Here is a 14306-nt window from a genome sequence, read left to right as displayed (position 1 = left end):
TAGGCGCGTCGTTTGGCTCTGGCGCGCTACATACTTGCTTACTGGGTAGTTTACCAAGCAAGCTTGGTTTGCGGTATTGAATTCGTTTGCATTTTACGGGGTCTGGAGTGATGAAAAAGATTAAATGAGTCTTAGGGGCTCTGTAATTCCTCTCACAAAAATACAGGCCCTAAGAACTCCAGCGCTACCCGTTCAAAGGTATTGTTTTCACTTTGCGTGAAACCGGTGTGCCTCGGATGAGGCGAAATCCATTAACGATTTTGCTTGTAATAAGCAATTAATCCAGCTGTCGAGCTATCGTGTTGGTGCTCAACATTTTCTTGTGTTAATTCTGCTTCAATCGCTGATGCTAAACCTTTACCAAGTTCAACACCCCATTGGTCAAAAGAACAAATCTCTAAAATAATGCCTTGGCAGAAAATTTTGTGTTCATATAAAGCGATTAATCGACCAACCGCTTTGGCATCAACCACATCTAATATCATAGAGGTTGTTGGGCGATTACCCTGATGAATTTTGTGTGCAATTAATTGCTCAATTTCTGCTTCAGATTTGCCTTTTGCGGTTAAATCTGCACGAACCTGCTCCGCATCAACACCTGCCATCATGGCTTCAGTTTGTGCAAAAAAGTTCGACAATAAAATATCGTGATGCTGGCCAACATTATGTTGTGGCTTCAATGACGAAATGAAATCAGCTGGTACAATTGTATTACCTTGGTGTAAATACTGATAAAATGCGTGCTGACCATTTATACCTGTCATTCCCCAAATTAGCGGCACAGTTGTATATGGCACTTGGCGACCATCAAATGATACGTGCTTGCCATTACTTTCCATCTCACCCTGCTGTAAGTACGCTGGAAGCATATGTAGCGCTTGATCATAAGGCAAAATTGCTTGTGCTGTATGACCTAAAAAGCTGGTATTCCAAACGCTTAAAAGTGCCATGATCAGCGGAATATTGTCTTCAAATTTAGCCGTTTTGAAGTGCTCGTCGATTTCGAAAGCGCCTTCCAACACAGCTTCAAACTGCTCGTAACCTAAATAAAGTGCGATAGGTAAACCGATAGCACTCCAAAGAGAAAAGCGACCACCAACCCAATCCCACATGGTAAATACATTTACGTCTGCAATACCAAACGCGCGTGTTTTCGCAAGGTTTGTACTTACTGCAACGAAGTGTTTTGCAATATCAGCATCTGTTGCATCAGACTCTAAGAACCACGCAACTGATGAACGTGCATTAGTCATGGTCTCAGACGTTGTAAACGTTTTTGAAGAAATCACAAATAACGTAGTTTCAGGGTTTAAGCCTGCAAGTGCTTCATGTAATTGCACACCATCAACGTTCGAAACGTAATGAACATTTAATGTGTCATCTGCGTAAGCTTTTAAAGCTTCAGTTGCCATTTGAGGGCCTAGGTTAGAACCACCTACACCAATTGCAACCACATCTTTTACTGACTTGCCTGTAAAGCCTAACCATTCACCTGAACGCACTTTTTCGGTGAATGCTTTAATTTTTTCCAGCTCAGCGTTTACTAATGGCATGACATCTTCGCCATCTACTTCAACCACTGAATTCGAACGATTTCTTAGTGCAGTATGTAACACAGCTCTGTTTTCAGTGATGTTAATTTTTTCACCTGAAAACATTTTTTCGCGCCAAACTGCAATATCACATTGCTCGGCAAGCTTCATAAGTTGAGCAAATGTTGAATCATCAATTAGCTGCTTAGAGTAATCGAAAAGAATACCTGGGATCTGAGTAGAGAACTTATCAAAACGTTTTTCATCGTTTGCAAATAACGACTTCAAATGTTGTTGCTTCAAGCTTTCTGCAGATTTCTCAAGTGCTTGCCAGCTACTTAGTTCACTTCGGCAGTTCATAATTCATTCCTCTAAACACGATTGTGCACATACTTGTATATTGAAAACGGCACTAAATTTACTCGACAGAGTTAACCATAAGTTAAAATGACAACGCTGTCAATTGGCTAATTTCCAATTTTAGAATGTGGATAATACCTGATTATTTTTAAAATGACACCGGTATCAGTCAAATTTTTATTTCCAGATAGGATGCTATTTATTTCCTTTCCTGGTTAAAATAGTTAATCATCATTACCATTTAATGAAATAAGAGCCCGTTTCGCTCTCTCACGCTGAAGAATAATAAATTATGAAAGTGACTATTAATGACGTTGCCAAACTAGCTGGCGTGTCTATGAAGACCGTATCTCGCGTTATCAACAAAGAGCCTTCTGTACGTAAAAAGACTTATGATCTTGTTATGGAAGCCGTCAAAGAACTGAACTATCAACCTAATATCGCAGCGCGAAATCTGGCTGGTACTTCTTCATTCGCAGTTGCGCTTGTTTATGATAACCCGAATGCTTATTACGTGATTGATATGCAAAATGGTGTACTTTCTCGTTGTAGAGATGAAGGCTTTGAGTTGGTTATTCACCCCTGTAGCAGTACTGATGACCAAATGCAGGATGAGTTCAAAACTATGATCCAACGCTCTCGCCTTGCAGGTCTTGTGCTAACACCACCACTTTCAGAACAACAAAATATCATCGACATGCTTGATGAAATGAATATGCCGTATGTTCGCTTACTATCAGGTCGAGAAGAACAGAATGAAGGAAGAAGCAACTGCATCTTAGTGAATGACTTCGCGGCAGCATACGAAATCACAGAGCACCTTATTAAACACGGCCACAAAAATATTGCGTTTGTGTTGGGTGATAAAGAGCACAAATCAACAGCTGAACGATTAGCGGGTTACCAACAAGCACTAGCCGATAACAATATCAGTTTTAATCAATCACTGATTTTTGAAGGCCACTACTCTTTCGAGTCGGGCGTCAACGGTGCAAAACACCTTTTGGCTGATAACAACAAGCTTGGTGTAACCGCTATTTTAGGCGGTAACGATGAGGTTGCCGCGGGGGCATTATTTGCAGCTCGTTTGATGAACATTGAAATTCCAGCGCAACTGTCTATTTCTGGCTTCGAAGATTCACCCTTCTCTCGCCAGACTTGGCCAAAACTGACAACCGCTCACCAAGCCAATAACGTGATTTCAGAACATGCAGCACGTTTACTGTTTAGTAAGGCACGCAGCAGCCGTAAGCAAGAAAAAGACATCATTACAAACTTTACACCGTCTATTGTGGTTCGGGAAAGCACAGGTCCTGCGCCTGTATAAAAAGAAATAAACATAAAAAAAGCGCCGGTTGGCGCTTTTTTTATGTTTATTTCTTTTTTACTGCTTGTAACTTGCAAAAAATCGCTGCATTTTGTCCATTGCTGGAACCAATTCATCTTTGTGAGGCAGGAAAACCAACCTGAAGTGATCAGGTCTGCACCAATTAAAAGCTCGACCATGCACAAGTAATATTTTTTCTTGCTTTAATAGGTCCAGCATCATTTTCTCATCATTAGTGACATTAAACTTTTCTACATCAATTTTCGCAAACGCGTAGAGCGCCCCTTTAGGTTTTACGCAACTGATCCCATCAATGGCGTTAAGTCCTTCGTATGCAATATTTCTTTGTTCATATAATCGCCCGCCGGGCTCGATTAAATTATCGATAGATTGCACCCCACCAAGTGCTTGTTGAATGGCAAACTGCGCTGGTACGTTGGCACATAAACGCATCGAAGCCAGTATATCTAAACCGGTAATTAGGTCACTCATCGCCTCTATATTTCCGCTTAAGATCATCCAGCCCATTCTTAAGCCAGCAGCGCGGTAAGTTTTCGCCAAACCGTTAAAAGTAATAACAGGCAGGTCATCACATAACGCAGCAATAGAGAAGTGCTCTACCCCATCGTAAAGTATCTTTTCGTAAATCTCATCGCTTAAAATAAGCAGATTGTGCTCACGTGCAACCTTAACCAACTCTTCTAACAGTGCTTTGTCGTAAACTGCCCCTGTCGGGTTATTTGGGTTGATTAACACCAGCGCTTTAGTTTTATCTGTGATTTTAGCGCGAATATCAGCAATGTCTGGGAACCAGTCTTGCTCTTCATCGCACATGTAATGCACTGGCTTACCACCCGATAGCTTCACAGACGCAGTCCAAAGCGGATAATCCGGGGCTGGAATAAGTACTTCGTCACCCGAATTTAACAGCGCTTGAGTAGTCATCTGAATAAGCTCGCTCACCCCATTACCAATGTAAATGTTATCTACACTAATATGTGGTAATTGCTTTTGCTGATAATGTTGATAAACAGCGACTCGAGCAGAATAAAGCCCTTTTGAATCACAGTAACCTTGAGCTGAGTACAAGTTGCGAATGATGTCTCTGTGCATATCTTCTGGCATATCAAAACCAAAAGCAGCAGGGTTACCTACATTTAGCTTTAAAACCTTTAAACCATCATCTTCCATCTGCTTTGCTTGTTGCAAAACAGGACCGCGAATGTCATAACAAACGCCATGTAATTTATTACTTTTAGTAATTTTTGACATATTTCCCCCCAATAGAGCCAGCATAGCCTAAAGCACACGGCAAAAACTAGAGGGAAATAAGATAAATGAAATGAATTTTATTCTAGCTGCAATTTGCTTCTAGCCATTGTAATAGTTGCGATTTTGAACCAGAGACTTGAGCAGACAATCGTGCCATATTATCGTCCATATTAGCCAAGTCATCTTGAATAAGACCCTGTTCAATCGCACGCGCAAGATTACTAAGGCTAATCGCACCAAACTGAGCCGCATTTGACTTTAAGCTATGAGCATGGCGGATGGCTTCTTGTTTATCATTGTTCAATGCCATTCTCAGTTCATTTTCGAGCCTTTCAAACTCGCTACAGCAAAACACCACCGTATCAGCAAATTGCTCTCCTAGCAGAGCCTGCATCCCGGCCAGCGCATCTTCATTGATTGTTACATTCATAACTGCTCTCTTTCGTTATATCTTTCAATAATGTAGTAAAATACCTGGATGATGGCAAAAGATAATCTTCAATATGATAAAATCAGCTTAGGTTACGAGCTTGAAAACGAAAATGAAAAGAACAAACTGTACAAAATGTCATTATCCTGTAACAACGTGTGTCTGTGAATATGTCACTAAAAAAGTAAAAAATCGCACCAAGATTGTCATTTTGCAGCACCCTGACGAACTGAACCTAGCTAAAAATACCGTCCGTCTTTTACAACTACAATTAAGCGATATACAAGTTGTTGTTGGTGAAACCGAGCGTGACTTCGCATCAGTTCTCAATGATCTTCCTAAAGAAAGCACTGCTCTTTTATATCCGGGCAAAGATACTATTGATGTACATAACTGCTCAGCACTTGTTCCACAGCTCTCGCATTTGGTGGTTATTGATGGGACTTGGAAGAAAACCAATAAAATTTTTGCTTTAAACCCTTGGCTGCAGTCATTACAAAAAATCAGCTTTTCAACTATACCTGAAAACCAATACCGTATCCGTAAAGCAGAACAAGCTTATAGCCTCTCAACTTTAGAAGCGGTTGGGCACTTTGTTCATATTGTTGACGGCTGTGATAATAAACCTCTACTGAATCTGCTAAATGGCATGATTGAACAACAAACCAAGTTTATGCCCGAACATGTTAAAGCAAGGTACTTTGAAGAATAACTATGGCAAGGCTAACGAGTGACTTTTATAGAAAGGGACCAGATTATAGGTTTGGTGATCAAATTTTATTTGAAGATATTAAACGTACCTTTGGCTTTAAAACCATCACGGTCGGCGCTTGGGTGACGAAAGAAGAGCGTTTTATCGCTGCTAATTTAATTTACGACAGCCTCGCTGATTTAACACAAATACTGAATATACCTCCTGAAGTCATTGGTTTAAGAAAAACACTCAGTTTAAGTTTTGGCTCTGGCGGACAAAAAGGTGTGCAAGCTCATTATGACAGCAATGGAAAAATACTCGCTTTAGCTAAAAATGCTGGTGCTGGGGCACTAGCCCATGAATGGTGGCATGCTTTTGATCATTACATCTGTAAGTTCTTATACCCAAACAGCCAATATTTTGATTTTGCCTCAGTGAAATGGCTTACTGAAGCGTCTTATCACCCTCACCCACTGAATGATGAACTCTCAAACTTTTACAAACACTGCTTTTTAGATGAAACGGGTCAGCAAGAAAGCACCTTCTTTAAAAAGTCGATTATGCTCGATAAAACCTATCAACAAAATTATTTCAGCCGTCCGCAAGAAATGACAGCCCGCGCGTTTGAATCCTGCATCGGCCACCATACTGAAATTAAAAACCACTACTTAGTGTCTGGCGTCAAAAAAAGTAAGCTCGCCCAACAAGGGGGCTTTCCCGATAAAACACTTAGAGAGCAGTTAGAAACTAATATTTATCGTTATTTCAACGCACTAGGAGCTGCTTTACATCGATAGCTAAATTAGCTTGGCTCAACCACTGCATATAATCTTCAAACTTAATGGGTTTCGAAATAAAATAACCTTGTGCTATGTCACAGCCATAGTGCATAAGCTTATTGTAACTTGCTAAGTTCTCGACCCCTTCTGCAACCACCATTGACCCTAAGCTTCTTGCCATATCACAAGTCGTCTTGCAGATTGTTTGATTTTTGCTCGAAGTTTCAATATCCATGACAAATTGTTTATCTACTTTTAGTTCATCAAAACCAAGTTCGCTTAAATATGCAAGTGAAGAGTAACCCGTACCGTAATCATCAATCGCAATTTTGACCCCTAAATGCCTATAATCTTCGATGGTTTCTTTTAGTTTACCTTTACCAGCAATCGCAACAGATTCTGTGATTTCCAAAATGATTTGCGAGGGGTCTAATGAAAGCTCGTTTAGCTGAGTAATCAGTTGCACTATCAACTCTTTTCTTGATAAGTCCTTACCAGAAATATTCAAAGAAAGCATGTGATTTGGATATAGCTCAACAATTTCTTTCTGATAACTTAACCCCTGTGTAATAACCCACTCAGTTAAGGCATTAATTTGCCCTGAAGCTTCAGCTATGGGTATGAACTCATCGGGCGCAACAAAACCCAAATCCGGATGATGCCAGCGTAACAAACCCTCAGCACCATATACTTGCCCGGTGCAAAGCAATACTTGTGGCTGTAAGAACAGTGACAACTCATTGTTTTGTATCGCATGCAGAAGCGATGCTGATAGCTTTAATCGCCTTTCGGCCATAGCCGCTATACTTGGATCATAAATATGCCAATTGACCCCAAATGAATGGTTATCAGCCAAAGCCAATAAGCTTCTTTGTACCAATAGTTCCGCGTTAATTGCATGAGTCGGGTAATGTGCAACTCCTACTTTAATTTGATCTGAAAGCTGAAAACCTTTGTGTTCAACCCCTTCTTCAAACACACCTACAATAACGCAAACATATTGCTCTATTTGATTCAGGGAGAGGTCACCAATCAACACGAGTGCAAAAGTGCCATCAGAGAGTTTATAAATTTGATGTGATTGCTGAGCACTTTCATTTTCAAGATAAGGGTTGATTTGTGACTTAAGCTCTTTAAACAATACCCTTAAACGCTTATTTGCATACTCCACACCGAAGCTTAACTTAATCTGATCCGACATCATGGGTCGAAACGCTAAAACTGTGTGGTTCTTCTTAGTTGCAACTAAAGTATCCAAGAATTGCTGAAGTGCTTGACGATTTGCCAAGCCGGTATCTTTATCATGTAAGCTATAAAATAAAAATGAATCCTGCTTTTTCTTATCTAGTAAATAAATAGCGACGCAAATAAGAATGACATGAACAAAAACCAACACTCTGACAGGCCAAACCAAATCACTTTGAGCGATGGCCCCTGATTCAAGACCTAATCGGCCTATTTCAATGAATAAAGCGGGCAACCAAGCGATAAACATCAGTTTTATCAGAGGCCGCTGACTTATAAATGCAAAATAATAAATGGTCAGCATACAAGTCATTAAAGCTGTAAAGCTTACAACTTGTGCAGCTGTTGATATTGATGATTGAAAAATTAAAATAAAACAGGCTGCCGCCAAAAGAAATCGCGCGGTTGTCTGAACCACTCTGTAGGCTTTTTTATAATGCTGCTTCAATGCAAAAAACTTAGCATTAAACATGATGCAAGCAGCAGCACTAAAAAATAACCAAGAAGCGGTTAAAGATGACACATAATCGGCAGCTAAGTCTGGAAGATAAAAATAAATGACCCCTGTGTTCACACTATATTGCAATGCGATAAAGGTGAAATAGCCGCCTAAATATGCAAGATACTTATATTTGCTTGTTGCAGCCATTAAAAACATAAATAAGCCGACAAAATAAAGTAAGCCAAGCTCAGTGCCGTACCAGAACTGACGTGTTTGTTTTAAATTATCAAACTCTTCTGCAGTAGATAGCTTTACACTTAGTTGTTTGTTATCTGGATTATTCGCTTCGATGTAAATAGCTACATCGCTATTTCGCGAAGTTAGCCTTATATGTGGAAAAGTCTTATATTCAGGTGCACTATTGTTAAGACGAGAGAAAACCGATTTACTGATTAACTTTCCGGATTGAACCCAATAGAAAGACAGTTGACCTTTAGGTAGTTGATCGGTGTGAAGCACCCAATGAAAACTGTCGGGAAACGACATCAAATTAGGCTCTACCTTGAACCAATGTTTTTGCCCTGAAGTGATAGGCAAAGTGTTCGCGCTTTGAACTACAAAACGAGCATCGTCTTGAATTACATCTAGAATAGAAAACTGTATGTTGGGCGAACCTTCAAGATAGAAGACACCAAATTCCTTTGCACTTACTTTTGAAAAAGCAAGTAACAAAATGATTGCTAAAACTCTCAAAGCCCAAACCGACATACCATCTCCTTGAATTCAAGCTTGCCGCCTAAGATGTAATTATGTCGGTTTTTTTGGGTTCTGCCAGATTAAAAGTGTAAATAAATTTAATCTTTTATATTGATTTAATTATTACAATTATCGTCGCTAATACGGCTAGCCACCGCACTATTCTGGCCCTTATATTTCGCATCTTTACGGGCGTTATAAGGCTGCTCAGCTGGACTTGTCATGGTTTCAAAACTGAGCGCACCAATTTTCATTTTTGGGCGTAGTGCTAACGGTAACTTGCCTGAGTTATAAAACTCTAACACAATGTTGCCAGACCAGCCTGGATCAATTCGATGTGCAGTCACATGCACCATTAAACCTAAACGTGCAAGAGAAGAACGACCATCTAACCAACCCACTAAATCCGCAGGTAAAGTCACTGATTCATAGGTCATTGCCAGAGCCAGTTGACCGGGGTGTAAAAAGAACTGTTCATTTTCGCCCAGTTCAATTTCATCGCTCATGATAGATTCCATAGCATCGTTTAGTTTGTCTTTTGGACCACTTAAATCGATATATGGTGCGCCATGATCTTGGAATACACGAAACTTATTACCTAAACGCAAGTCAAGGGTGATCCCTGAGATCATGTCATCACTTGGTGAAGGCTCAATAATAATTTTTTGATCTGCAATGGCTTGTTTAATATGGGTATCAGATAATCTCATTTCTTAGTCGTCCGTCATCACAATCTCAACTTGTGAGTCTGTGCTTGATTGGTAATGCAGCATGCTCGCGATAAGTTGACTGCATGCTGTGTAATGTTCTGTTGCTTTTATAGGTTGTTTTGCAATATTAAGACCTTGCTCAGAATGAGTCCTGATCTCAATATCTAAAGGAATCTCGGCCAATAATGGTACGCCATGGCGGCTCGCCAAACGCTCTCCCCCTTGCTGACCAAATACATGATTTTTGCCACCACAATGGCCACAAATGTAATGGCTCATATTTTCAATCAGACCCAGTATAGGTAAATTTACTTGATTGAACATCGCGATGCCTTTTTGTGCATCGGCAAGGGCTAAATCTTGTGGTGTAGTAATAATCACCGCACCACTGGCTGGCACTTTTTGCGTCATGGTGAGCTGTATGTCACCTGTGCCAGGCGGCATATCAACAAATAAATAATCCAGCTCTCCCCAATTTGTTTCATTCAATAATTGGTTAAGTGCTTGAGAAGCCATAGGGCCTCGCCATACCGTGGCATCGTCAGCAGGCACTAAAAAACCAATAGACTGCATTTTAATGCCATCTTTGATAATGGGTTGCAGCGTTTTATTGTCTTTTGTTGTTGGTTTTTCGTTTTCTAAAGCAAACAAAGATGGAATAGACGGTCCATAGATATCAGCATCCAAGATACCGACCTTGGCACCTTGTGCAGCCGTCGAATAAGCTAGGTTCACCGCACAAGTCGACTTACCGACTCCGCCTTTACCCGATGCAACTAAGACAATGTGTTTTATTTGTTTGAATTTATTAGTTGAAGTTAATGCAATTTCAGCACTTAGCCTGATTTTTGTCTGTGTTTTCTCGAGCAGTTCAGCTTCAATGTCTAATAACGCACCTTTTGCTGCAAAAGGTAAATTAAGGCGCACCTCAAAACCGTCATTCGTTTTATCTACTTTTTCTACCCAGTCATTGGCGATACCAAAAGGAAATACCGCACTTTTATACTGAGATAATGCGGTCAAAATCGCCGTTTTTTCGGGGTTAAGTTTGCCAAACAGTTTATTGAGTCCAAACATAAAAATAAAACGTGCTCGAATGATGAAAAAGACCTCGGAATTATGTAACATTCAACCCATTAACACCAGTCAATTCAGCTAAGCTAAGGCTTTAATGTTCCTTATTTTGGCTCAAATTAGTGGTTTGTTTAATAGTTAAGCAACATCACTTAAATTTCATGGAACCGTTTATGAGCAAGAGAAAAATTCTCATCACTAGTGCTTTACCGTATGCCAATGGTCCAACTCACCTTGGTCATATGCTTGAGTACATTCAAACTGATATTTGGTCACGTTTTCAAAAGTTACGTGGTCATGAAACTTATTACGTCTGTGCTGATGACGCGCACGGCACGCCAATTATGCTCAATGCACAAAAGCAAGGCATTACACCTGAAGAAATGGTGAAAAATGTGAGTGTCGAGCGTCAACGTGACTTCGCAGACTTCAGCGTTGAGTTTGATAACTACCACAGCACACACAGTGAAGAGAACAAAGAACTAAGCGCATTGATCTACAACCGTTTGAACGACAAAGGTCATATCAAGAAGCGTACGATTTCTCAGCTATTTGACCCAGAAAAAGAAATTTTCTTACCAGACCGCTTCGTAACAGGTACTTGCCCTACGTGCGGCGCTGAAGATCAAAACGGTGACAGCTGTGATGCTTGTGGTGCAACATATAGCCCAACTGAGCTAAAAGATCCTCGCTCAGCGATGTCTGGTGCGATCCCAGTATTAAAAAATTCTGAGCACTACTTCTTTGACCTACCTGCTTTTGAAGACATGCTTAAAGAGTGGCTACACTCAGGTAGTCTGCAAGCTGAAATGGCAAACAAACTAGAAGAATGGTTTGCTGAAGGTTTGCAGCAATGGGACATCAGCCGTGACGCGCCTTACTTTGGTTTTGAAATTCCAGGTGCACCGGGTAAATACTTCTACGTATGGCTAGATGCACCGATTGGTTACATGGCCAGCTTCAAAAACCTATGTGACAAATCAGGCTTAGATTTTGATTCATTCTGGGGCGAAGGTTCTGATGCTGAACTTTACCACTTCATCGGTAAAGACATCATTTACTTCCACAGTCTGTTCTGGCCTGCAATGCTAGATGGCGCGAATTTCCGCAAGCCAACTAATGTATTCGCACACGGGTTTGTAACGGTAAATGGCGCGAAAATGTCTAAATCTAAGGGCACCTTCATTAAGGCGCGTACTTATTTAGACCACCTAAACCCAGAATACCTACGTTACTACTTCGCAGCTAAGCTAAACAGTGGCATCACTGACTTAGATTTAAACTTGGAAGACTTCGCACAACGTGTGAACTCTGACTTGGTTGGTAAAGTTGTAAACATCGCGTCTCGATGTGCTGGTTTCATCACTAAGAAATTTGACGGCAAGTTAAGTGATGTGATCATGGAGCCTGAGCTATTAGCTGAGTTCCAAAATGCATCAGATACCATTGCTGATCATTATGAAAACCGTGAATATAGCCGAGCGATCCGTGAGATCATGACTCTTGCTGACAAAGCAAACCAGTTCATCGATGCACAAGCACCTTGGGTATTAATCAAGAACGAAGAGACACAAGAACAAGCCCACCAAGTATGCTCTCTTGGTTTGAACTTATTCAAAGTGCTACTGACTTACTTGAAACCAGTACTTCCTGTCATGGCTGCTAACGTTGAGTCTTTCCTAAATACAGAATTAACTTGGGAAAGTACACAAACGCCATTAGTTGGCCATGAGATCAGCAAATTCAAAGCACTAATGCAACGTGTTGAGATGGATAAAGTAAACAAAATGGTTGAAGAGTCAAAAGAAAGCTTAGAAGCGGCGAATAAACCAAAGATTGACCCTAATAGCCCGCTTGCGAAAGAGCCTATTGCAGATGAAATCGAGTTCAACGACTTTGCTAAAGTTGATTTACGTGTTGCGAAAATCGCTAAAGCTGAACATGTAGAAGGCGCTGAAAAGCTGCTTAAACTCACGTTAGACTTAGGTGGTGAAACGCGCCAAGTATTTGCAGGTATTAAGTCAGCCTACGCACCGGAAGATATCGAAGGCAAACTAACGGTTATGGTCGCTAACCTTAAACCGCGTAAGATGCGTTTCGGTATGTCAGAAGGCATGGTGCTGGCAGCGGGCCCGGGTGGAAAAGAAATTTACATTCTGAACCCAGATGAAGGCTCAGAGCCTGGCATGCGTGTCATGTAATTAACAATTACACGTCAAAAGCCCGCTATCTTGCGGGCTTTTTTGTGTCTATAACTCCCAAAAAACATCACGCATAAAAAAGCCCAGTCAATTGACTGGGCTGTATCCTTGGTAACACTTAAAACTGTTAAGTATTAGCCTTTGTACTTTTGCATCACAAGCGTTGCATTAGTACCGCCGAAGCCGAAGCTGTTAGACATTACCGTGTTTAGCTCAACGTCGCGACGCTCAGTTACAATGTCTAAACCTTTCGCTTGCTCGTCTAGCTCTTCAACGTTGATTGAAGGCGCTACGAAGTTATTTTCAAGCATTAGTAGTGAGAAGATAGCTTCGTGAACACCTGCAGCACCCAGTGCGTGACCAGTCATTGCTTTCGTTGCGCTGATAGCTGGTGATTTTTCACCGAATAACTCTTGAATTGCGCCAAGCTCTTTCACGTCACCTACAGGTGTAGATGTACCGTGTGTGTTTAGGTAATCGATATCACCTTCAACGTCTGCCATTGCTTGCTTCATACAACGAACAGCGCCTTCACCAGATGGTGCAACCATGTCGTAACCATCAGATGTAGCACCGTAGCCTACGATTTCAGCATAGATGTGTGCACCACGAGCAAGTGCGTGCTCTAGTTCTTCAACGACAACGATACCGCCACCACCAGAGATTACGAAACCGTCACGGTTAGCATCATACGTACGAGATGCTTTTTCAGGCGTTTCATTATATTTAGTTGAAAGCGCGCCCATTGCGTCAAATTCCATTGCCAGTGTCCAGTGAAGCTCTTCACCACCACCTGCAAAAATAACGTCTTGCTTACCAAGTTGGATTTGCTCTACCGCATTACCGATACAGTGCGCTGATGTTGCACAAGCAGAGCTGATTGAGTAGTTAACACCTTTAATTTTGAAAGGCGTTGCAAGACATGCTGACGCTGTTGATGCCATAGTACGAGGAACCATGTAAGGACCTACGCGCTTAACACCTTTTTCACGAAGAATGTCAGCCGCTTCTACTTGGTATTTAGAAGAACCACCACCTGAACCAACGATTAAGCCAGTGCGCTCGTTAGACACTTGCTCTTCAGATAGACCAGAATCTTCAATCGCTTGTGCCATTGAGATATAAGAGAATGCAGCAGCGTCGCCCATGAAGCGGTGCGCTTTACGGTCTACGTGTGCTTTAACATCGATGTCGATGTTACCTGAAACATTACTACGAAGATTGTAGTCAGCGAATTCTTGATTGAAAACGATGCCACTTTTACCCGCTTTTAAAGACTCTAATACTTCGTTCTTGTCGTTGCCGATGCTCGATACAATACCGATACCTGTAATAACGGCTCTTCTCATGGGTGATTCCCTTTATTTTATTTCTAAATTCTGTGTATTCTACTTTGAATTGTGACCTCAAGTGGTCAGCTTTCCAGCTTACACACGTACTCTGAATTGTTTTTTACTAAATTTCAACGGACGAAAACAATTAAA

The 14306-nt window shown here is 41.0% G+C and carries 11 protein-coding genes; 4 read left to right on the top strand and 7 right to left on the bottom strand.

Annotated features, from left to right (window positions below):
* Positions 1 to 251 precede the first annotated feature (251 nt).
* A complete protein-coding gene (gene pgi, locus ABMY35_RS09490) occupies positions 252 to 1892 on the bottom strand; it encodes a glucose-6-phosphate isomerase (protein WP_349285984.1) in 1641 nt (546 codons plus the stop codon).
* Positions 1893 to 2184: 292 nt separating this feature from the next.
* Between pgi and ABMY35_RS09485 the strand changes: the two genes are divergently transcribed.
* Complete coding sequence (locus ABMY35_RS09485; RefSeq protein ID WP_349285983.1) at positions 2185 to 3219, top strand: LacI family DNA-binding transcriptional regulator; 1035 nt, start codon at positions 2185 to 2187, stop codon at positions 3217 to 3219.
* 57 nt (positions 3220 to 3276) lie between these two features.
* Here the strand turns inward: ABMY35_RS09485 and ABMY35_RS09480 are convergent, their stop codons facing one another.
* Both ABMY35_RS09480 and ABMY35_RS09475 read right to left on the bottom strand, forming a co-directional pair.
* Complete coding sequence (locus ABMY35_RS09480; protein WP_349285982.1) at positions 3277 to 4491, bottom strand: pyridoxal phosphate-dependent aminotransferase; 1215 nt, start codon at positions 4489 to 4491, stop codon at positions 3277 to 3279.
* Positions 4492 to 4573: 82 nt separating this feature from the next.
* Positions 4574 to 4921 (bottom strand): Hpt domain-containing protein, encoded by a 348-nt coding sequence (locus tag ABMY35_RS09475; protein ID WP_349285981.1) that lies wholly within the window; start codon positions 4919 to 4921, stop codon positions 4574 to 4576.
* A 112-nt stretch (positions 4922 to 5033) separates the two neighbouring features.
* Between ABMY35_RS09475 and ABMY35_RS09470 the strand changes: the two genes are divergently transcribed.
* Entirely contained in the window at positions 5034 to 5633 is a 600-nt protein-coding gene (locus ABMY35_RS09470; protein ID WP_349285980.1) for a tRNA-uridine aminocarboxypropyltransferase, read from the top strand.
* Positions 5634 to 5635: 2 nt separating this feature from the next.
* On the top strand, positions 5636 to 6412 hold the full coding sequence (locus ABMY35_RS09465) for a CLCA_X family protein (protein WP_349285979.1): 777 nt from the start codon (positions 5636 to 5638) through the stop codon (positions 6410 to 6412).
* On the opposite strand, the gene ABMY35_RS09460 is transcribed toward ABMY35_RS09465, so the two are convergent.
* From ABMY35_RS09460 to apbC, 3 genes are all read right to left on the bottom strand, one after another.
* Positions 6381 to 8849 carry an EAL domain-containing protein gene (locus ABMY35_RS09460; protein ID WP_349285978.1) on the bottom strand — a complete coding sequence of 823 codons (2469 nt, stop codon included), beginning with the start codon at positions 8847 to 8849 and terminating at the stop codon, positions 6381 to 6383. The genes ABMY35_RS09465 and ABMY35_RS09460 overlap by 32 nt on opposite strands.
* Before the next feature lie 104 nt (positions 8850 to 8953).
* Complete coding sequence (gene dcd / locus ABMY35_RS09455; protein WP_058029501.1) at positions 8954 to 9547, bottom strand: dCTP deaminase; 594 nt, start codon at positions 9545 to 9547, stop codon at positions 8954 to 8956.
* A 3-nt stretch (positions 9548 to 9550) separates the two neighbouring features.
* Positions 9551 to 10624 (bottom strand): iron-sulfur cluster carrier protein ApbC, encoded by a 1074-nt coding sequence (apbC, locus tag ABMY35_RS09450; protein WP_349286125.1) that lies wholly within the window; start codon positions 10622 to 10624, stop codon positions 9551 to 9553.
* A 170-nt stretch (positions 10625 to 10794) separates the two neighbouring features.
* Between apbC and metG the strand changes: the two genes are divergently transcribed.
* Complete coding sequence (metG, locus tag ABMY35_RS09445; RefSeq protein ID WP_349285977.1) at positions 10795 to 12822, top strand: methionine--tRNA ligase; 2028 nt, start codon at positions 10795 to 10797, stop codon at positions 12820 to 12822.
* A 134-nt stretch (positions 12823 to 12956) separates the two neighbouring features.
* Here the strand turns inward: metG and fabB are convergent, their stop codons facing one another.
* On the bottom strand, positions 12957 to 14171 hold the full coding sequence (gene fabB / locus ABMY35_RS09440) for a beta-ketoacyl-ACP synthase I (protein ID WP_349285976.1): 1215 nt from the start codon (positions 14169 to 14171) through the stop codon (positions 12957 to 12959).
* Between the last annotated feature and the right edge of the window lie 135 nt (positions 14172 to 14306).

The sequence above is a fragment of the Pseudoalteromonas sp. BZB3 genome, from assembly GCF_040104455.1.
In the GTDB taxonomy this organism is placed as follows: Bacteria; Pseudomonadota; Gammaproteobacteria; order Enterobacterales; family Alteromonadaceae; genus Pseudoalteromonas.
This window is presented reverse-complemented; position numbering and strand designations above follow the sequence as displayed.